General features: G+C 48.3%; 18 protein-coding genes. 13 read left to right on the top strand and 5 right to left on the bottom strand.

What is annotated here, in order from left to right; translation table 11 throughout:
• Positions 1–792 carry an SDR family NAD(P)-dependent oxidoreductase gene (locus tag KNO91_RS09915; protein ID WP_251126610.1) on the bottom strand — a complete coding sequence of 264 codons (792 nt, stop codon included), beginning with the start codon at positions 790–792 and terminating at the stop codon, positions 1–3.
• 148 nt (positions 793–940) lie between these two features.
• On the opposite strand from KNO91_RS09915, the gene KNO91_RS09910 reads away from it, so the two are divergent.
• The 3 genes from KNO91_RS09910 to KNO91_RS09900 all read left to right on the top strand — a co-directional run bounded on the left by KNO91_RS09910 (position 941) and on the right by KNO91_RS09900 (position 4,570).
• A complete protein-coding gene (locus KNO91_RS09910; protein WP_214817842.1) occupies positions 941–1,843 on the top strand; it encodes a peptidase U32 family protein in 903 nt (300 codons plus the stop codon).
• A gap of 9 nt (positions 1,844–1,852) precedes the next feature.
• Positions 1,853–3,094 carry a peptidase U32 family protein gene (locus KNO91_RS09905; protein WP_214817771.1) on the top strand — a complete coding sequence of 414 codons (1,242 nt, stop codon included), beginning with the start codon at positions 1,853–1,855 and terminating at the stop codon, positions 3,092–3,094.
• Positions 3,095–3,172: 78 nt separating this feature from the next.
• Positions 3,173–4,570, top strand: coding sequence for an MATE family efflux transporter (locus KNO91_RS09900; RefSeq protein WP_214817769.1), 1,398 nt, complete (start codon positions 3,173–3,175; stop codon positions 4,568–4,570).
• An 8-nt stretch (positions 4,571–4,578) separates the two neighbouring features.
• Here KNO91_RS09900 and KNO91_RS09895 read toward each other — a convergent pair whose 3' ends face one another.
• Positions 4,579–5,442: a DMT family transporter gene (locus KNO91_RS09895; protein ID WP_074033262.1), complete on the bottom strand. Its 864-nt coding sequence runs from the start codon at positions 5,440–5,442 to the stop codon at positions 4,579–4,581.
• A 201-nt stretch (positions 5,443–5,643) separates the two neighbouring features.
• Between KNO91_RS09895 and KNO91_RS09890 the strand changes: the two genes are divergently transcribed.
• Positions 5,644–7,770: a DNA topoisomerase III gene (locus tag KNO91_RS09890; RefSeq protein ID WP_214817768.1), complete on the top strand. Its 2,127-nt coding sequence runs from the start codon at positions 5,644–5,646 to the stop codon at positions 7,768–7,770.
• A 15-nt stretch (positions 7,771–7,785) separates the two neighbouring features.
• Here KNO91_RS09890 and ytzI read toward each other — a convergent pair whose 3' ends face one another.
• A complete protein-coding gene (gene ytzI, locus KNO91_RS09885; RefSeq protein ID WP_214787593.1) occupies positions 7,786–7,977 on the bottom strand; it encodes a YtzI protein in 192 nt (63 codons plus the stop codon).
• A gap of 145 nt (positions 7,978–8,122) precedes the next feature.
• On the opposite strand from ytzI, the gene KNO91_RS09880 reads away from it, so the two are divergent.
• The gene (locus KNO91_RS09880) at positions 8,123–9,235 is read left to right on the top strand and encodes a PP2C family protein-serine/threonine phosphatase (protein ID WP_214817766.1); all 1,113 of its coding nucleotides are present in this window, start codon (positions 8,123–8,125) and stop codon (positions 9,233–9,235) included.
• A 38-nt stretch (positions 9,236–9,273) separates the two neighbouring features.
• Here the strand turns inward: KNO91_RS09880 and KNO91_RS09875 are convergent, their stop codons facing one another.
• Positions 9,274–10,209: a magnesium transporter CorA family protein gene (locus KNO91_RS09875; protein WP_214787597.1), complete on the bottom strand. Its 936-nt coding sequence runs from the start codon at positions 10,207–10,209 to the stop codon at positions 9,274–9,276.
• Between the two features lie 155 nt (positions 10,210–10,364).
• Here KNO91_RS09875 and KNO91_RS09870 point away from each other — a divergent pair, with 155 nt between their 5' ends.
• Positions 10,365–10,727, top strand: a complete 363-nt coding sequence (locus KNO91_RS09870) for an Hpt domain-containing protein (RefSeq protein ID WP_251126628.1) — start codon at positions 10,365–10,367, stop codon at positions 10,725–10,727.
• 36 nt (positions 10,728–10,763) lie between these two features.
• On the opposite strand, the gene KNO91_RS09865 is transcribed toward KNO91_RS09870, so the two are convergent.
• Positions 10,764–11,645: a chemotaxis protein CheV gene (locus KNO91_RS09865; protein WP_214794737.1), complete on the bottom strand. Its 882-nt coding sequence runs from the start codon at positions 11,643–11,645 to the stop codon at positions 10,764–10,766.
• A gap of 222 nt (positions 11,646–11,867) precedes the next feature.
• Here KNO91_RS09865 and KNO91_RS09860 point away from each other — a divergent pair, with 222 nt between their 5' ends.
• The 7 genes from KNO91_RS09860 to KNO91_RS09830 all read left to right on the top strand — a co-directional run bounded on the left by KNO91_RS09860 (position 11,868) and on the right by KNO91_RS09830 (position 18,656).
• A complete protein-coding gene (locus KNO91_RS09860) occupies positions 11,868–13,304 on the top strand; it encodes an NADP-dependent glyceraldehyde-3-phosphate dehydrogenase (protein ID WP_214794739.1) in 1,437 nt (478 codons plus the stop codon).
• Positions 13,305–13,412: 108 nt separating this feature from the next.
• Entirely contained in the window at positions 13,413–14,387 is a 975-nt protein-coding gene (locus tag KNO91_RS09855; RefSeq protein WP_214794741.1) for an MBL fold metallo-hydrolase, read from the top strand.
• Positions 14,384–15,127: an SDR family NAD(P)-dependent oxidoreductase gene (locus KNO91_RS09850; protein WP_214817764.1), complete on the top strand. Its 744-nt coding sequence runs from the start codon at positions 14,384–14,386 to the stop codon at positions 15,125–15,127. The genes KNO91_RS09855 and KNO91_RS09850 overlap by 4 nt, the downstream gene beginning before the upstream one ends.
• A 14-nt stretch (positions 15,128–15,141) precedes the next feature.
• The gene (locus tag KNO91_RS09845) at positions 15,142–16,317 is read left to right on the top strand and encodes an ABC transporter substrate-binding protein (protein WP_214794745.1); all 1,176 of its coding nucleotides are present in this window, start codon (positions 15,142–15,144) and stop codon (positions 16,315–16,317) included.
• Positions 16,304–17,077 carry an ABC transporter permease gene (locus KNO91_RS09840; RefSeq protein WP_214794747.1) on the top strand — a complete coding sequence of 258 codons (774 nt, stop codon included), beginning with the start codon at positions 16,304–16,306 and terminating at the stop codon, positions 17,075–17,077. The genes KNO91_RS09845 and KNO91_RS09840 overlap by 14 nt, the downstream gene beginning before the upstream one ends.
• Positions 17,074–17,781 (top strand): ABC transporter permease subunit, encoded by a 708-nt coding sequence (locus tag KNO91_RS09835; protein WP_214794749.1) that lies wholly within the window; start codon positions 17,074–17,076, stop codon positions 17,779–17,781. Before KNO91_RS09840 ends, KNO91_RS09835 begins: the two co-directional genes overlap by 4 nt.
• Positions 17,736–18,656, top strand: coding sequence for an ABC transporter ATP-binding protein (locus KNO91_RS09830; protein WP_371816657.1), 921 nt, complete (start codon positions 17,736–17,738; stop codon positions 18,654–18,656). The genes KNO91_RS09835 and KNO91_RS09830 overlap by 46 nt, the downstream gene beginning before the upstream one ends.
• The last annotated feature ends 1 nt before the right edge of the window (position 18,657 follow it).

Genomic DNA, 18,657 nt, shown 5'->3' with positions numbered 1-18,657 from the left:
TTATGTCGTTGATTCAGCGGCATTGCCGTCTGTCGGTTTTTGAACGCGGCGCAAGACTTCAAGACTGAGAGCGCGTGGCATCAGCTTGGCGAACCCGACTAATAACTGGTTCGAGAGACCTGGTACGATGACGCGCTTATTATTCATGACCCCTTTATAGCCAAAGAAGGCGACGAGGTGTGAAGGCATTTTCGAGAAGGATAATTCACTCCCAGCACGATCAAAGAAGTTCGTATCTGTCGGCCCAGGGCAAAGGACACTGACGTGGACACCGCTTCCTTTCACTTCTGCATGTAACGCCTCGGTAATTGAGAGTACATAAGCCTTCGTCGCATAGTATACAGCCATATACGGACCAGGTTGGAATGCGGCGACGGATGCGACATTCAATACATAACCATGGTCTCGTTCAAGCATACCGGGAAGATAGGCTTTCGTCAGTTCGGTCAACGTATTGACGTTCAATCGGACCTCGTCCGCCTCTGTCTCAGCATCAAGGTCGGCAAATGCTCCTGCCGTGCCGAACCCTGCATTGTTGATCAAAAAGTCGACGGTCAGTCCAGCCTCATCAATCATTTTAGTCAAGCGGGATGCTGCGTCATGCTTTGCCAAATCAAGCGCGAAGACGTGGACGTTGATTCGATATCTCGTTTCAAGTACTTTTTTTAGTTCGTGTAAGCGTGGCTCGTTTCGCGATACGAGAATACAGTCGTATCCGTCTCGAGCGGCGAGTACGGCCAAGTCTAAACCGATTCCCATCGAGGCACCGGTGATTAAAGCTGTCTTTGACAACGTGATCCACTCCTTTTAAGAAAAGTCATACATTGTTACTGAATTCTTCACGAGTTGTTAAAATCCTGCCCCGTTTGCACATTCAATCCTATGCTAAAGTATAGCAAGAAAATGTGATTAGACTCACAAAGTAGGGAGAAGAATAATGATGATGATTCAGCTCGTCACTACGGCGCAAAGCGTCGAACAAGCAGAAGCGTTAATTAAAGCGGGTACGGACCGATTATATATTGGGAATTCACGGTTCGGATTACGTCAAAAAGGAGACTGGACGATCGATGCTGTGAGAGAAGTCACACAACTTGCCCATCGGTATGGAAAAGAAGTGACGGTGGCCGTCAATAACTTGATGCATAACGACCACATTCAAGAATTGCCTGACTATTTACAAGCGTTGAAAGCGATTGGAGTCGATGATGTGACAGCTGGAGATCCCGGGGCTATCCGTCTGATTCGTCAAGCGAAAATCCCATACTGGTACGATGCTCAAACACTCGTCACGTCCTCCAAACAGATTCAGTTCTGGGCAAAGCGTGAGGCAATCGGGGCGGTTGTCGCGCGAGAAGTCACGCTTGAGGAGTTGGTTTTGATTCAACAACAAATCGGACTCCCGGTAGAAGTACAAGTATACGGTCCGACATGTATCCATCATTCGAAGCGACCGCTCGTGACGAACTATTTCAATGAGCTCGGGCGTCCCTCTGAAGAGGCAAAACAACGTGAGTTTTATATGAGTGAACCGGCAGATGCGTCGAGTCGTTATCCCATCTATGAGGACGAGAATGGTACACATATTTTCTCAGAAGATTTGACGCTCATGGCGCAGTTGCCGACATTAGTCAAACATGGCCTTCACACATGGAAACTCGACGGGTGGCACGCGGGAGAACAGTTCGTTGAGATTGTGCAGTTGTTTACCATCGCACGGGCGAATCTGTTGAACGGTCAATTCGACCGAATCGAGATGGAGCATCGCCTTAAAGAATTACAACCGGAAGCGTTTCGACTCGGTACGGGATTATTGTTACGCAAACCAGAAGAGATCAAGTGAGGGATCAAGATGAAACAACGTCCAGAATTATTAGCGCCAGCAGGAAACTTAGAGAAATTGAAGATGGCAATCCATTATGGTGCCGATGCGGTCTATATCGGCGGGCAACAGTTCGGGTTACGTTCGCGTGCCGGTAACTTTAGTTATGACGAGATGCGTGAAGGTGTGGCTTTTGCACATGCTCGCGGTGCAAAAGTATATGTCGCCGCAAACATGGTGACGCATGAAGGGGATATCGAGGGAGCGGGTGACTTCTTCCGCACGCTCCGTGACATCGGGATTGACGCGGTCATCGTCTCTGACCCTGCAATGATTGAGACATGTCTATCTGAGGCGGAAGGTTTGCCGGTTCATCTATCGACACAAGCTTCCGCGACGAACTATGAGACGCTTCGCTTTTGGAAAGAAGAAGGGCTCGAACGAGTTGTGTTGGCCCGTGAAGTATCGATGGATGAAATAGTGCAGATGAAACAAGAAGTCGATGTCGAGATCGAGACGTTTGTCCATGGGGCGATGTGTATCTCATACTCAGGACGTTGTACGCTGTCGAATCATATGACGTTGCGTGATGCCAATCGAGGTGGGTGTGCCCAGTCGTGCCGTTGGAAATATGGTTTCTTCGAAGAGGGAGATCTCTTGACGGAAGAGATGGAAGCACGAGATGAAGAACCGTTCTCTATGAGTTCTGTCGATTTATCGATGGTCCGACATGTTCCTGACTTGGTCGACGCGGGAGTCGACAGCTTGAAAGTCGAGGGACGGATGAAATCGATCCATTACGTCGCAACCGTCTGTAACGTCTATCGCCAGGTGATTGACGCATATTGTGAAGACCCTGAGAACTTCGTGTTTGATCCGGCGTGGGAAGAAGAAATTTGGAAAGCAGCACAGCGAGAACTGGCGAGTGGATTCTATTACGGGATCCCGACCGAAAAGGAGCAATTGTTCGGAAAACCCCGTTCGATTCCTCAATACGCTTTTGCAGCTCGTGTGATCTCATACGATGAGGCGAGCGGGATGGCGACAATCGAGCAACGTAACCACTTCTCCATCGGCGAAGAAGTTGAATTTTTTGGACCAGGATTCGTCCGTTTCTCCCAAGTCATCGAGACGATTGAAGATGTAGACGGTCAGCCGCTTCAGTCTGCCAACCAAGCGATGATGACCATTCGAGTTAAAGTGGACGAGCCCGTCGCGACCGATTTCATCATGCGCAAGCGAAAAGGCGTCCCGGCACGCATTCTCGTCTGACACATCCATCGAGCCAACATAGTCGCCCGAACCATTCAATCCTGCTACCCTAGAAGGTAGAGACGGAGGGATGGAAGGATGAACCAAAATACGGAGCAATTGCGGACAGAGCCCATCGGCCGACTCCTATTCAAATTATCGCTACCTGCGATGATCGGGATGCTCGTGACGGCGCTCTACAACATCATTGATACGATTTTTGTCGCCCGAGGCATTGGCGCTTCGGCCGTCGCGGCCATCGGGATTGCGTTTCCTATACAGATGATCTTAATGGCCGTGTCGAGTGCCGTCGGTCTCGGTGGCGCCTCCATCAGTTCTAGGAAGTTAGGAAGAGGAGACGATGCCGGGGCGGCTGTCACGTTTTTGAATGTGCTCGTCCTCGTCGGTCTGTTCGCGGCGCTCGCCGTCAGTTCCGCCTTCTTTATGCTAGATGAGATTTTAATGGTGTTCGGAGCGACGTCCGAGATTATGGAGCTCAGTCGACAGTACTTATCGGTTGTATTGATTAGTTCACCGTTCTTTATGTTCACACTTGCTTCAAGTGCGATGGTTCGTGCTGAAGGACAGGCGCCTTATCAAATGAAGGTCATGTTGACGACCGTCCTCGTCAATCTCGTGACGACGCCCCTGTTCATTTTTACGTTCGACTGGGGAATGTACGGGGCAGCTACTTCGACGGCACTCGCCCAAGTCGTTGGTTCCGTATTGATGCTTCGATTCTTCTTCGCACGAAAACCAAAAACGGAACTGCGCTTCAAATGGCGACAGTTCCGGATACGATTTGATGAGATGAAAGAGATCATGGCAATCGGCTCCTCTTCGTTCATCATGATGGTGTCTCAATCGATTTTATTCGTCGGCGTCAACGTGATGCTCGGAACGTACGGTGGGACGGAGGAGCTGGCGATTTTCGCCATCATCAATAAATTTATGGCGCTCGTCGGTATGCCAATCATGGGGATTGTCCAAGGGATGCAACCGATTGTTGGATATAACTATGGTGCCGAGCGATTTGACCGTATGCGTGAAACCATTTGGACGGCGATGCGAGCAGGAATTGCGATTGCTGTGATCATTTGGCTCATCTTGCAGTTGTTCCCGAATACGTTGATGGGGTGGTTCTCGACAGATGAGGCATTAATCGCAGGAGGCGTAACGGCGATTCACATTTTGTTCGCGGTCTCGTTTTTACCGAGTGTTCAAATGCTCGTCAACGGGATATATCAATCTCTTGGGAAAGCACGGGTCGCCATGTTCTTGTCCCTTTCGCGTCAGACGCTCTATACGATTCCGCTCGTCTTCATTCTCCCATCGTTCTTCGGGGTATTTGGGGTATGGCTGGCGTTTCCGATTGCTGATGCGATGACGTTTTTAACGGCGGTCGCCTTGGCGTTCTGGGATCGTAAATTGTTGTTCCGTCCTTCAGAAGAGGATGCGGAGACGCATGAAGCTAATCCGAAAGCAACAAACTTATAATCAAATCATCAAACGTCCGCTCGTGTCGAGCGGGCGTCTTCTTTTAGGAACAAATAAATCCCTCCAAGTAAGACGATGGCTCCGAGCCATTGAAATGGACCGAGACGCTCACCAAAGAAGGCGTACCCGAAAAGCATTCCCCACAATGCCTCCCCGAGAATCGTGATACTGACAACAGTGGCACTGACTCGGGCTAAAGCGTAATTGAATAGATTGTGCCCCAATATCGTCGGGAAGAAGGCGAGGGCAAGGAAATACCACCAGTTGACGGTTTCAAAGTCGGTGAATGTCGTCCCGCGAACGAGGAGCATGAAGCAAAGGACGACCGTCGCGACGAGATAGACGCTAAAGGAATATGTATTCGTATTCATCGATGTCCGCACATGTTGGCCGACAAGCCAGTATCCCGCGATCAGGAGTGCGGCAATTAGCGCGAGCAGATCTCCGAACAGTGCTTCCCGTCCAAGTTGAATATCACCAGCAGCGACAAGCATACCTCCGAGGACGGCAACGAGCGCGTATGCCAATCCTTTTCGAGTCGGATTCTTTTTAAAGATCAACGCATTTCCAATCAAAACGAAAATCGGACTTGAGGTGACGAAGAGTGTTGAACTGGCGACCGTCGTATAATCGAGAGATAAAAACCAAAGCCAAAAGTGAAACGCGAGCAATGTTCCGCTCAGTAACAAGGCATATCGTGTCATGAGTCGAGTGGTGATAAGTGATTTGAAATCGACGAACGGGAGTAGCATAAGACACGTGATCAGCATGCGGTAAAACGCAGCCGTCTCGGCTGGAGCGGACGTCCATTTGACGAACAAAACGCTCGTCGACAAGAAAAAGACAGCGGCGAATAAAATGAGATAAGACATGACGACACTCCTTCACATATGTATATTCTCTGTTAATCATATCGGAAAACAGCCGCGAGGCAAGACATGATTCATGAATCACAAACAAATGCTCCCCTTTCGCGGTGTCCATCCTTGACTTGGTATAGTAAAATACATAAGAAGAAGCAATCTAACCACGTACGTCTTGCCATAAAACTTAAGGCGAAGTAAGGAGTTCTTATGAGACTAATCATCGCGGAGAAGCCATCACAAGCTCAGAAGTTGGCGGCTCCCTACCCATCTAAAAAAAGAAAAGATGAGATTGAAATCTCACCTTGCTCACGTTTCCCAGAAGGAGCAATCGTCGTCTGGGCGGTCGGTCACCTGTGCGAACTACAGGAACCTTCACACTATCGTCCGGAATGGAAGTCATGGAAATATGAGGCGCTTCCGATTGTTCCAGAGCGTTTTGATTATCGGATCTCAAAAGGAAAATCAAAACCGTTTTATGCCATAAAAAAATGGTTACACGACCGTTCCATCACAGACGTGATTATCGCTTCGGATGCTGAAAGGGAAGGAGAAGCGATTGTTCGCTTAATTCTTCGACTCGCAGGCAACAATAAACCGTTAGCACGGCTATGGATCTCGAGTCTGACGGAGCAAGCGGTCGATCGTGGATTCTCGCAACTGTTGCCGGGTGAGCAAACCGTCCCTTACTATCATGAAGCGATGAGCAGAGCATGTGCCGACTGGCTCGTCGGAATGAACGCCTCGCGTGCGTACACGACCTTGTTGAAAACGATTGGAATTGAGGACGTGTTCTCGCTCGGTCGTGTTCAGACTCCGACACTCGCCTTGATCGTCAATCGCGAACGCGAGATCAAGCAGTTCGTACCAGAACCGTACTTTGAAGTCGAGGCGACTCTCGCGAAAGGTCGAGGCACATTCAAAGCGAAATATACAGTCGGGAAGACGACGAAGTTAAAAACACGTGAGGAAGCAGACGCGGTCGTCAAACGCGCTTCTGGAACCGCAATCGTGAAAACGATTGATAAAGAAGAAAAAGTGGAGCACCCCCCATTTTGGTTCAGTTTATCCGGGCTTCAAGCCGAAGCGGGAAAACGGTTCGGTTTCGGGGCGAAAAAGACGCTTGATATCGCTCAAAAGCTCTATACGAAAGGTTGGATCAGTTACCCGCGGACGGATTCAGGTTTCGTCACTCCAGATGAAGCGACGCTATTCCCTCAGACGAAAGCGAGACTACTGAAGTCTGCTGCCTATGCTGGACTTCGCGATGTCTTAACCGAAGACCCGTCTAAGAATCGTCGGTACGTCAATGCGAAAAAGGTCAGTGACCACTACGCCATCATTCCGACTGAAGCATGTGGTGACGTCGCCCGACTCAGTGGAGACGAGTCAAAACTGTACGATTTGATCAACCGACGTTTCCTTGCCGCATTCGCACCTGCGGCAATGCTTGAGAAGACGACAGTTGATTTGATTGATGGGAGCGACATGTATCGGGCAAAAGGGACCGTCGTCGTGAGTCCCGGCTATCGTCAAGTCGTCGAGATGAAATCAAAAGATGTCGAACTTCCTGCGTTGACTCTCGGTGAAGAGGTAAAAGAAAAGAAAGTCGAAGTGTTGTCGAAACAGACAGAGCCACCGAAACGGTATACCGAAGGGGCGCTCATTATGGCGATGAAGGTCGCCGGAAAACAGCTCGATGATGAAGGGTTGATTCATATCATGAAAGAAGTAGAAGGTCTCGGCACTGAGGCGACACGTGCTAACATTATCGATGGATTGAAGAAACGGGGCTATGTCCAACTTCAGAAAAAAGAGCTCGTCCCAACAGACAAAGGTCGTCTACTGATTGACGTGCTTGGGGACAGTATTTTAGCATCGCCCGTTATGACAGCGAAATGGGAGAAACGACTTCACGAAATCGGACAGGCATCTGCATCTGCTGCTGAATTCATTGAACAGGCCAAGAAGATGTCGATTCATTTGGTCGAAGAAGCAAAGTCACGGGTCGAAGCGGCAAACCCAGAAGGCTATACGATTGAGGCGAAGCGTTACGGCAAGAAGGGGACGACTCGACCGAAGGCGTCGTTCGGGGTTTGTCCGAATTGTGGTAAAGGCCTTGTTGAACATCCGAAGTTCATCGGCTGCAGCGGTTACCGGGAAGGCTGTCGTTTCACGGTCTCGAAACAGGTGCTCGGCGTAGGCCTCGTCAAAGATGAGTTGAAGCAAATGATCAATGGCGGTCAATCAAACGTGCATACGTTCAAAAAAGGCGAGAAGACGTTCAATGCTTCTCTATATCTTGAAAAAGGTACGTTACGATTCGAGTTCAAATAAAAGAAGGGTCGCGAATTAGAGCGGCCCTTCTGTTTTGTCAGTCGTTTCTTTTTTCTGGTCGTCCTCGATGCGACGATTGATTTCGTCATAGTCGAGAACGATATCGTCTTTGTTATCTTTATAGGCATATCCTTTTTGGATGACGACGATGGACGCGATGAGGACGAGTAAAATAATCAAACCGCTGACGGCAAATATCCAGGCCATAAGAACCCCTCACTTTCTCTCTTCAGTATGCCAAATAGTAAGCCAGTTCTTCAACTAGAATGAACAAACGGCAATTTCGTCTGATAAATGAAAAGATATGGTACAATACGATGTAGAACATTATGTAGAGAAGGAAGGGATAGACATGGCGATTTTGATTGTGGATGACGAACCGGTCAATACACTCGTTCTCGAGCAATTGCTTCACCAACACGACTATGAGACGGTCTCGGTCTCGAGCGGGGAAGAGGCACTCGACTTATTGATTGCCCCACAAGCCGCATCGCTGTATGATCTCGTCCTGTTGGATGTCGAGATGCCTGGAATTTCTGGGATTGAGACATGTAAACGAATTCGTCAGATGGCTGATTATGAAGAAATGCCAGTCATCATGGTTTCGGGTCGTACAGATGAAAAGCAGATTGCAGAAGGACTAGATGCAGGAGCGTCAGATTATACGACGAAACCGATCAAAGTGACGGAGCTACTCGCGCGAATCCGCTCTGCTCTCCGCTATAAAGCGGCCGTCGATGAGCGAAAAATTTATGAGGCCCGTCTTCAATACGATTTGGATCTTGCGCAAAAAATTCAACAAAGTGCACTTACACCACCGATCAGTAATGAAGAGATTGACGTACGTGCCCTCTATTTGCCATCAAAAAAATTGGCAGGGGATATGTATGCATGGTTCCAGGTCGCACCGGACCGATATGGCGTCATCATCTTTGATGTCATGGGACATGGGGTCTCTTCTGCACTCATCACGATGGGAATTCGTTCGATCTTACCGGGACTTGTCGGAAATGTGCAATATCCGGTGGACGTCATGACGGAGTTAAATCGTCAGATGACGTTCTTGTTCTCAGGTGATGATATGCATAGTTATTTTACAGCGGTGTATTGCTATATCGATACAACGAAGCGTCGAATCGAATATGTGAATGCGGGCCATCCGCCAGTCATTGTGTCGTCAAAAGAAGGAAACTGTCGTCTTGAGACGACCGGCGTACCAGTCGGCATGTTCGAAGAACCGAACTATGAGTCGAAAGAGATTGATATTACGACGGATATGACACTTCACATGTACACGGACGGGCTGATGGAATGTTACAGCAAAGATATCGATGATGGGATTCGTTGGCTTGAGAAAGATGTTGGCACGTACGGTCTCGACTATAGCCGTCACGTCGCAGAGCAACTCGTACCGAAAATTGAAATTGAGGATGACCTTTGTCTCGTCACGGTCAAAATCACATAAGAAAGAGCCTGACGTATGATGCGTCAGGCTCTTGTTCGTTAGAAATATCGCTTTCGCCATAGGATGTAAAAGGCGAGACCAGAAAATCCGATCATCATAGCAATCGCCATGATGAAACCGAACGGCTGTCCTTCCCATGGGACTTGCACGTTCATCCCGAAGATTCCAGAAATCATCGTCGGAATACTTAGGACGATGGTGATTGACGCCAAGAACTTCATGACGAAGTTGACGTTGTTCGAGATAATTGACCCGAATGCTTCCATCTTAATGCTAATGATGTCGTTATAGATCGACGCCATTTCCATAGCCTGGCGGTGTTCGACGAAGACGTCTTCTAACAGTTCTTCATCTTCTTCATGTTTCTCCAAACTTGGTGTCTTGACGATTCGGTCTAAGACGCTATCGTTTGCTTTCAAAGATGTCATGAAGTAGACGAGGGATTTCTGAAGATTCATCAATTGAAAGATTTCTTGGTTTCGCATTGAACGTTGTAGTTCCTGTTCAAGTTCGTCCATTCTTCGGTCGATTTGTCGCAAAAAGCGTAAGTACGTCATACTTACCCGATGTAAAATCTGAAAGACGAAACGACTTCGATAGTTCGTCCGGAACAGTCGTGCTTTGCCGTTTGCGAACAAGTTCAGGACGTCTAATTCGCGAGAGCAGACGGTGATGAAATGTCGTCCGGTCACGATGATACCGAGCGGGATCGTATTGTAGGCTCGACCTGTATCATCTTCCTCCACATATGGGACGTCAATGATCATTAGAAGTCCTTCATCATCTTTTTCAAAACGCGGTTTTTCTTCAATATCAAGTGGGTCATATACAAAGTCTTCTGGAATGCCGGACGCCTCGATGACTTGATCGGCCTCATCTTTTGTCGGATTCACGAGTTGAATCCAGCTTCCTTTATCAAAGTCTTCGATTTCATCCACATGGCCTGATGCGTCAGTACGGTAAATCGTCAGCATGCATCTTCCTCCTACCTTAACTCAATCTTATTATAGGTAGCCAAAAAGAAGAGTGCAATCCAAAGCAGGAGTTTTTTTGTTTTCTCCCGAAAACGTGTTACAGTGAAAGGGAACGATTGGATATCGTTTATTGAGGAGGGGTTACATTGACAAGAATGCCCGAAGATGCTCTGTTCAATGAAGATAAATTAGCGGAGCTCCACCAAATCGCAAATGGAAACATGGAATTTTTAAATAAAATTGCAACCACATATATTAAGCAGTTCGAGGCGAAATATCCTGAACTACAAGCAGCTGTCGAGTCGAATGATTATTCACAAGTCGAACAACTCGCTCATTTACTAAAAGGAGCGTCTTATTCCGTCGGCTTGGAACAGACAGCGCTTCTTTTTCATGACCTTGAAGTTGCGGGCGAGAATGCACATCTTGATGGAGCAAATGAAACCCTTGCGACAATCGAGTCACACAGTAAGCGGTTTTTAATTGAATGGAACAATCATTTTGAACAGTTGACGTAAAAAAGTTTGCGACCGAGGAGTCGCAAACTTTTTTTGTTACCCTACAAATTCGTCGAGCGTCGCAATCAAGATCCCGATTTCGGGTTTCGTGATTTGGGCGTTGGCACCGACGGCCTCCCCCTTATGCTTCAAGTCATCTGAGATGAGAGAAGAGAAGATGATAATCGGAAGGGAAGCATAACGATCCATCTCCCGAAGGCGTTTTGTTAAATGGAGTCCGTCCATCTGTGGCATCTCGATGTCCGTGATGAGAAGGTCGCATTCCGCCCCATCTTGTTCGAACGCATCAAGCGCTTCCTTCCCGTTGTTGAAGACGGTCGTATTGAAGTAGCCCGCATCATCCAACGTATCGAGGATGAGGGAGCGGAGCATTTCAGAGTCTTCAGCAAGCCAAATGTTTTTGTTCGATCGCTCACGAGCACCGAGGCGTTTGACGGATTCGCGGGCCATGATGTCTTTACGAGAAAGCTCGAGTGCGATTCGTTCATAATCGAGTAAGATGATCATTTGGTCACCTGTTTTGACGACACCGTTCGTGATTCCTTGGACGCCGCGTGCAAGATCAGAAGGCGTGTCAATTTGCTCCCACGAGATGCGTTTAATCTCAGTCACTTGGTCGACACGAAGTACTGATTTTTCGCCGTTAAATTCACAGACGATCAAGCGATCGTCACTACCGACCTCACGTGGGTGATTGATGACCATCGGAAGATCGATGACGGTCATGACCTCGCCACGTAATTCGATGAGTCCCATAATTGCCTCTGGTGTACCCGGTAGAGGTGTCAACGGAAGCATCGTGATGATTTCACGTACTTTCATGACGTTGATGCCGAATAAGAACGGTCCGGCTTGGAAGATGACGATTTCAAGTTCGTTCGTCCCAGCCTCAAGTAAAATATTATGATCAGTGCTCAATGGTTGTCCCTCCTATTTCACGTACTCTCTTCTTTACTATCGGTCTCGAAGCATCAAATCTATAGTGAAAAGTTATCGAACTCTCGTCAGAATTCACAAAAAGTTTCATAGTAACCGTTTACATCTTATAAACTGAATCGTTATAGTTGTCCAATGCAAAAAAATCTGCATACAATGGGGTTGGCAACGAGATATTACAGCTTACTCAGGAGGCAGATAGAGATGATGAGTATGAACACATATCCATATTTATTGAATGGTCAATGGCAGGAATCTTCAAGTCAGGAGACGATTGAACTCGTTTCACCATATAAAGACGAAGTCGTAGGTCGCGTTCAGGCGATGTCACGCGACGAAGTCGACGAAGCCATTCATGGCGCAAAACGTGCACAACAAGAATGGGCGGCGCTTCCGGTCAACAAGCGCGCTGAATTGTTGTATGCATGGGCAGAAAAACTCGAAGAACGCGTTGATGAGATCGGTCAAATCATCATGCAAGAAGTCGGGAAAAACTTGAACGACGCAAAAAAAGAAGTCGTTCGTACAGCTGAAATCATCCGCTACACTGCGGAAGAAGGTATTCGTTTCAACGGTGGATTCATGCAAGGAGATTCGTTCCCAGGTGGTTCGAAAAACAAGATGGCCATCATCAAGAAAGAAGCACTTGGTGTCGTTCTCGCGATTTCACCGTTCAACTACCCGGTCAACTTGGCAGCGGCGAAAATTGCGCCGGCTCTCGTCACGGGTAATGCGGTCGTCTTCAAACCGGCAACTCAAGGTGCAATCAGTGGAATCAAGATGGTGGAAGCCCTTCATGATGCAGGACTTCCAAAAGGTCTCTTAAATCTCGTGACAGGACGCGGTTCGGTCATCGGAGATTATTTGACGTCTCACCCAGGGATTGACATGATCACATTCACAGGTGGAACAGGTACAGGTCAACACTTGTCGCAACAAGCATCTATGGTACCGGTCGTGCTCGAACTCGGTGGAAAAGACCCTGCACTTGTCCTTGAAGATGCAGATTTGACACTCGCGGCAGATCAAATCGTCAGTGGTGCGTTTTCATATTCAGGTCAACGTTGTACAGCGATCAAGCGTGTATTCGTTCTTGAAGAACAAGCAGATGAACTTGTCGCTATGTTGAAAGAACGCGTCGCGAAACTTTCAGTCGGATCTCCTGAAGAGAACAGTTTCATCGTTCCTTTAGTCGATGCGAAGACGACGGATTACGTTCAAGGTTTGATTGACGATGCGGTCAATAAAAAGGCGACGGTCGTTCACGGGAACGAACGTGAAGGAAACCTTATTTATCCGACATTGCTCGATCACGTGACGACAGACATGCGTGTCGCCTGGGAAGAACCGTTCGGACCAGTCCTTCCTGTCATCCGAGTGAAATCACTCGACGAGATGATTGAATTGACGAACGAATCTGAGTTCGGTCTTCAAGCGAGTGTCTTCACACAAAACGTGAACAGCGCCTTCACTGTTGCTGACAAGTTAGAAGTCGGTACGGTCCAAGTGAACGGGCGCACAGAACGTGGCCCAGACCACTTCCCGTTCATCGGTGTGAAACAATCGGGACTCGGCGTTCAAGGGATTGGACGTAGCCTCGAGACGATGACGCGTGACAAAGTGACGGTCATCAACCTATAAGAATCAAATTTCGTGAGGGGGAGACATCCCCCTCTTTTTTGTTTGATTGAAAACGCATCTTTCAGACGGGTATAATGGAGAAAGACAGGAAGAAGGGATGGTGATGACGTGGCGGACTGGATTTCAAGCCAACTGGCAAGACTCGATATTCCGACACCGTTCGAAGTTGGAAACGTGAACGTATATATCGTTGAACATATGAACCGCTTTTTTATGGTCGACTGTGGACCAGATACGGAAGAAGCGTGGACATCATTGAATCAGCAACTTGAAGAGCTTGAACTATCGTTGTCTGACATCGACTTTTTATTTTTGACACATCATCATGCCGATCATGCAGGGCAGGCGTGGCGACTTCGCGACGCATCAATTCCCGTGTACGGGCACGAGAAGCTCGTTCGATACTTAGAACAGACCCCAAATTTTTTAAAGCGGGGCAACCACTTTTTACATGAACTGGCCCTCTCGTTCGGCGCACCAGAGCAACTCGTGGAAAAATTGCCAGATTATCGGGAAGCGTTACGTTGGATCGGACCGACGACCGTCACGATGACATTCAGTGACGGACAAGCCGTGACATCGGACGGGGCGTGGCAGACAATCCATTTGCCGGGACATGCGAGCGACCAGCTCGGGCTGATAGGTCCTGGTGGAGTCTTAATCGCGGGAGATCACTTGATTGATAAAGTCGAACCGAATCCCCTCATCGAACAGCCATATGATGATGAAGGATTTGCCTCACCGGTCATTCTCTATATCGATTCGCTCAAAAAATTGCGCGGAATCGATTTAAAACTTGTCGTCAGTGGGCACGGTGAACCGATTCATCATCCGAACGATTTGATTGAGAGTCGAATTCGTCAGCGGTATGAGCGAAGTGAACAATTGCTCGCCGATTGGGAAGATGGTCTCAGTGTGTTTGACTGGTCGATGAAATTATATGGAAGAAAGATGCGAAGCGGTTTGCCGCTTGTCTTTAGCGAAGTGTTCGCAAGACTCAGTTTACTTGAGGAACGTGGCGACATCGAAAGGCGTCGAGATAACCAAAAATGGATTTATACAAAGAAAGAAGCGATGTCATGAAACGGGTAGTCATTACAGGTGCGTCAAGCGGGCTCGGTGCCGCATTGGCGCATTCTTTTTATGAACAAGGATATAACGTATTGTTGATTGGAAGAAATGAAGATCGATTAAAAACGATTGCGACGACGTGCGAGGGAGACTGGATATGCGCAGATGTCACGAAGTCGGAAGCTCTCGTAAATGAGGTAATCGAACGATTCGGGAAGTTTGATGTATGGGTCAACAATGCAGGGATGGCCGAATTTGATTTCGTAACGGATCAATCAACCGATGTGATGGAAGAGACGATGCGTGTAAATGCGGTCGCCCCGATGCTATTGTCGAGAGATGCTGCCAATGTGTTAGAGCGTGGAGGCGTCATCGTAAATATTTGTTCGCAAGCAGGGAAAGTGCCGACACCGAAGTCCGCCGTCTACGCCGGTTCAAAGGCAGCACTCTTGCAATTCTCGAATGCATTGCGATTAGAATTGAAGCCACGTGGAATCCATGTCATGACCGTCAACCCGGGACCGATTGCCACGCCGTTCTTCGATCGAGCCGATAAGAGTGGTACATATGCCCATAGTGTTCAAGGTATTATGCTCGATCCGAAGCGCTTGGCAGACGCAATCGTCAACGGGAGTCGCAAACGTAAACGCGAAATTAATGCCCCTTGGTGGATGAACGTTGGGGCGAATGTGTACGCAATCTGCCCAAACATGTTCGAAATGCTCGCAAAACGGGGATTTGAGAAAAAGTAAAAAGGGGGAGAACGATGAAGAAATGGAGAATCTTGCTCGCAACGTGTATGCTCGCGTTTGTTGCAGCATGTGGGAATGAAGAACAGGTCGAGTTCTCGGACTCATTTGAAGCGGCGACCGAGTCCGCAAAAGGGTCGACCGTCAATCTATATATGTGGGGTGGAGACGAGGGAATTAACAGCTACATTGATGACTACGTCGCCCCTCGCCTTGAGGAATCTTATGAAGTCGAATTGAATCGTGTCGCGATGGATACGGCCGAATTCATTCGACAGCTCTCACTCGATCAAAAAGCGGATCGAGAGGTCGGGACGATCGATGTCGTCTGGATTAATGGCGATAATTTCCGAAATGCGAAAGAAGCTAAACTTTTGCGTGACGGATTGATGGAACGTATCCCAAACGCCAAATTGTTGAATGAGACGGCTCAACAATCAGATGCCGGCACGCCGACGGATGATTTGGAACTCGCATGGGGAAATGTACAGTTTATCTTGCATTATGACGCAGCGAAAGTCGATGATCCTCCGGAATCGTTTGAAGAATTACGTCGCTGGACCGAAGACAACCCAGGTCGTTTCACGTATCCTGAAGTCACCGATTTCACCGGCAATGCATTCGTTCGCCATCTTTTATATGAACGTTATGGAGATGAGTTAGACAAAAATGCAACCATTGAGGAGTCGTTCTGGGATGACTTGAAAGCTTGGTCACCGAACTTATGGAAAGAAGGACAGACGTATCCGAAGACGCTCGAGCAACTCGATCAGTTATATGCATCCGGAGATGTTTGGATGACGATGGGATTCAATGAGCGCCGAGCCGAAGCGGAAGTGAAGGAAGGCATCTTCCCGAAAGAGACACGTGCCCTCGTCTTAGATCACTCGATTGCCTCGACGCACTTTTTGGCAATCCCGTTCAATGCTCCTAATCCGGATGGGGCACTCGTCCTCATTCAAGAATTATTGTCGCCTGAAGCACAGCTCGTCAAACAAGGACCTGACTATTGGGGAGATGGGACATCGCTCGATTTGACGAAGCTTGACGAGCGAGACCAGCAAGCGTTCGAAGAACTTGGAGATGGCGTGACGTATCCGGATCCAGAACAGTTACTCGAACGTTCGATTCCAGATTACGGACCAGACGTGATCGATACCGTCCGCGAGGAATGGCCACGTGTTGCGAAGTAGTGTCGCGTTAACAATTCTCGTATCCCTTTTGCCACTCGCCGCCCTCGTCTTTTTAGGGGTCGAATCGATCGGGACGGATTGGCGCGTGCTGTTGTCGGATGAGACGTGGCGAGATAGCCTATTCACGACATTTTATGTCGTCAGTGTGTCGACAGTCCTATCACTCATCCTCGGAACGTGGTTCGCGCGAACGGTCGTTAAAAAGGGATGGCACCTCACATCGACCATACTGAAAGTCCCGATGTTCGTCCCACATATCGCAGCTGCCTATTTGTTTTGGCTATTGTTTAGCGGGTCGGGCGGTATCGGCTGGATTGAAGCGAACGAGCGAAATTATGCGACGGTCATCCTCACGTACATATGGAAGGAGACACCGTTTGTTTTCCTAATGATGCTCGGGACGTATGAACAGTTGAATCGGAGTTATGTAGAGACGGCGAAGACACTCCAACTCTCACCACTTGACCAGTTTAAACATGGGGAGCTCCCGTTTTTGATTAAACCGTTGCTCGATTCGACATGGATTCTAGTCGCCTTTATCTCGTTCGCATACGAGGTGCCGGCATTACTTGGTGTGACCTATCCGAAACTACTTGGCGTGCTCGCATATGAACGACTGTCTACGGGACTATATTTGGAGGCGACCGAGCCATACGCGGTAGCGCTCGTGTGGACATGTCTAGTCGGAATCGGCGTATTCACGACTTACTTCTTCACCGCATCCGTTCGGAGACGGATTGAACGGGGGGTGAGACGATGATTCGTCAAGTGCTCATCATCTCACTGGTCTTAATCCCATTCGTCAGTCTGTTTTTAGCGATTCCGGCAATCGAATTTGAAAACAGAGAAGCCATTTTTCATTCGATTGGACTAATCGTCCTATTATCCGCGATCAACGTGTGGCTCGCGACGGCATTTGCCTGGTGGCTCTTATGGACAGAATCGAAATGGCGGTATATTTTGGAATGGCTTGTATTTTTACCGTTGTTCATTCCGATGCTTGCTACACTATTTGGTCTGTATCTCATCTTGGCAGAAGCTGGACTGATTGGAACGTATATCGGTGTCTCGCTTGGCTTGCTCGTCGTGACGTTACCCTATTCGATTCGTCTTGCCTATAACGGAATGGCCGTCATCGGTCGTCCACTTTTAGAACAGGCACAATTATTGCCGATGAGACGACGCTTCATTTACGTGTTGTTTCCGCTCTTCTCTCGAACAATGAGAACAATCGCCTTATTCACGACCGTCATTTTGCTAAGCCAATTTGCGCTCATCCAGCTGATTGGCGCTGGGTTGATTCCGACGGTGACGACAGAACTATATCAATCTTATGCCGGAAACAATCTGAGCCTCGCGCTCTCAAACACATGGATGCTCATCTTTTTCCCCGTATTGATCTACTTCCTGCTCTCAGGATGGAGTCGGTGGATGGTGCGCATGCTGAAAGGACGTCTGCAATGAATTTGAATGTAATAGCGATACGGAAACAATTTGGAACAAGACAAATACTAGATAGTGTAGATTTTGAGGTTCAGCCTCATGATATTCATGCAATTGTCGGGGTGAGTGGCTCAGGCAAGTCGACGATTTTACGAATTATCGCAGGGTTAGAGACGACTGATGGGGGAGACGTATTGTGGAATAATCGATCTTTGCTTAATATCCCGGCACACAAGCGACGCGTGACGATGCTATCGCAGTCTGCTTTGTTGTTTCCTCATCTGACGGTAGGAGAAAATGTCACGCTCGCGACACGTAGCCGTTCACGTAAACAAGCAGAAGAGTGGTTACAAGTCGTTCGCCTTGGTGACCGTTACGATGCCGAGATACACGAACTGTCTGGTGGCGAGCAGCAACGCGTCAGTCTCGCGCGAGCGCTAGCGGCAGAACCAGAACTTCTTTTACTGGATGAACCGTTCACAAACTTAGACCCAAAATTAAAAGTCGACCTGCAGCGCTTTATTCGTGATTTAGTGAAAGAACTCAAACTCACAGCGATTCTGGTCACCCATGACCGGGAAGAGGCGATGCTCATGGCAGACCGAGTGACGTTACTCGAATCAGGCGAAGTGACGAGGACAGGAACAGTCGAGCAATTATACGACACCGCACCTGGCTTCGGAGATTTTGTGATGCTTGAGGGCGAACTGCGTCCGTTGGCTGAAGTCGAAGTATCTGAAACGGCCGGTGAACCGGTGCAACTGATGAAAAAAATTTATCGGTTCGGTCAGTGCTTCGGTGAATATCATTTTGAGGATGGACGGTCGGTCATGTTATCGACGGAAGAATCGTTCCAAATCGGAATGATGTATCGAATCAAACGAAAGGAGGGATAAT

This window comes from Exiguobacterium sp. s59 (assembly GCF_018617475.1).
Classification (GTDB): Bacteria; Bacillota; Bacilli; order Exiguobacteriales; family Exiguobacteriaceae; genus Exiguobacterium; species Exiguobacterium aestuarii.
Note: the sequence above shows the minus strand (reverse complement) of the source record. Positions and strands in the feature narration are given on the sequence as shown.

Bases quoted from the DNA above. Each gene is read 5' to 3' on its own strand.
- KNO91_RS09830 (WP_371816657.1), top strand. From the start codon at position 17,736: ATGGAGTCGGTGGATGGTGCGCATGCTGAAAGGACGTCTGCAATGAAT.
- KNO91_RS09845 (WP_214794745.1), top strand. From the start codon at position 15,142: ATGAAGAAATGGAGAATCTTGCTCGCAACGTGTATGCTCGCGTTTGTT.
- ytzI (WP_214787593.1), bottom strand. From the start codon at position 7,977: ATGGCCTGGATATTTGCCGTCAGCGGTTTGATTATTTTACTCGTCCTC.
- KNO91_RS09905 (WP_214817771.1), top strand. From the start codon at position 1,853: ATGAAACAACGTCCAGAATTATTAGCGCCAGCAGGAAACTTAGAGAAA.
- KNO91_RS09835 (WP_214794749.1), top strand. From the start codon at position 17,074: ATGATTCGTCAAGTGCTCATCATCTCACTGGTCTTAATCCCATTCGTC.
- KNO91_RS09860 (WP_214794739.1), top strand. From the start codon at position 11,868: ATGATGAGTATGAACACATATCCATATTTATTGAATGGTCAATGGCAG.
- KNO91_RS09890 (WP_214817768.1), top strand. From the start codon at position 5,644: ATGAGACTAATCATCGCGGAGAAGCCATCACAAGCTCAGAAGTTGGCG.
- KNO91_RS09900 (WP_214817769.1), top strand. From the start codon at position 3,173: ATGAACCAAAATACGGAGCAATTGCGGACAGAGCCCATCGGCCGACTC.
- KNO91_RS09875 (WP_214787597.1), bottom strand. From the start codon at position 10,209: ATGCTGACGATTTACCGTACTGACGCATCAGGCCATGTGGATGAAATC.
- KNO91_RS09880 (WP_214817766.1), top strand. From the start codon at position 8,123: ATGGCGATTTTGATTGTGGATGACGAACCGGTCAATACACTCGTTCTC.
- KNO91_RS09910 (WP_214817842.1), top strand. From the start codon at position 941: ATGATGATTCAGCTCGTCACTACGGCGCAAAGCGTCGAACAAGCAGAA.
- KNO91_RS09850 (WP_214817764.1), top strand. From the start codon at position 14,384: ATGAAACGGGTAGTCATTACAGGTGCGTCAAGCGGGCTCGGTGCCGCA.
- KNO91_RS09895 (WP_074033262.1), bottom strand. From the start codon at position 5,442: ATGTCTTATCTCATTTTATTCGCCGCTGTCTTTTTCTTGTCGACGAGC.
- KNO91_RS09870 (WP_251126628.1), top strand. From the start codon at position 10,365: ATGCCCGAAGATGCTCTGTTCAATGAAGATAAATTAGCGGAGCTCCAC.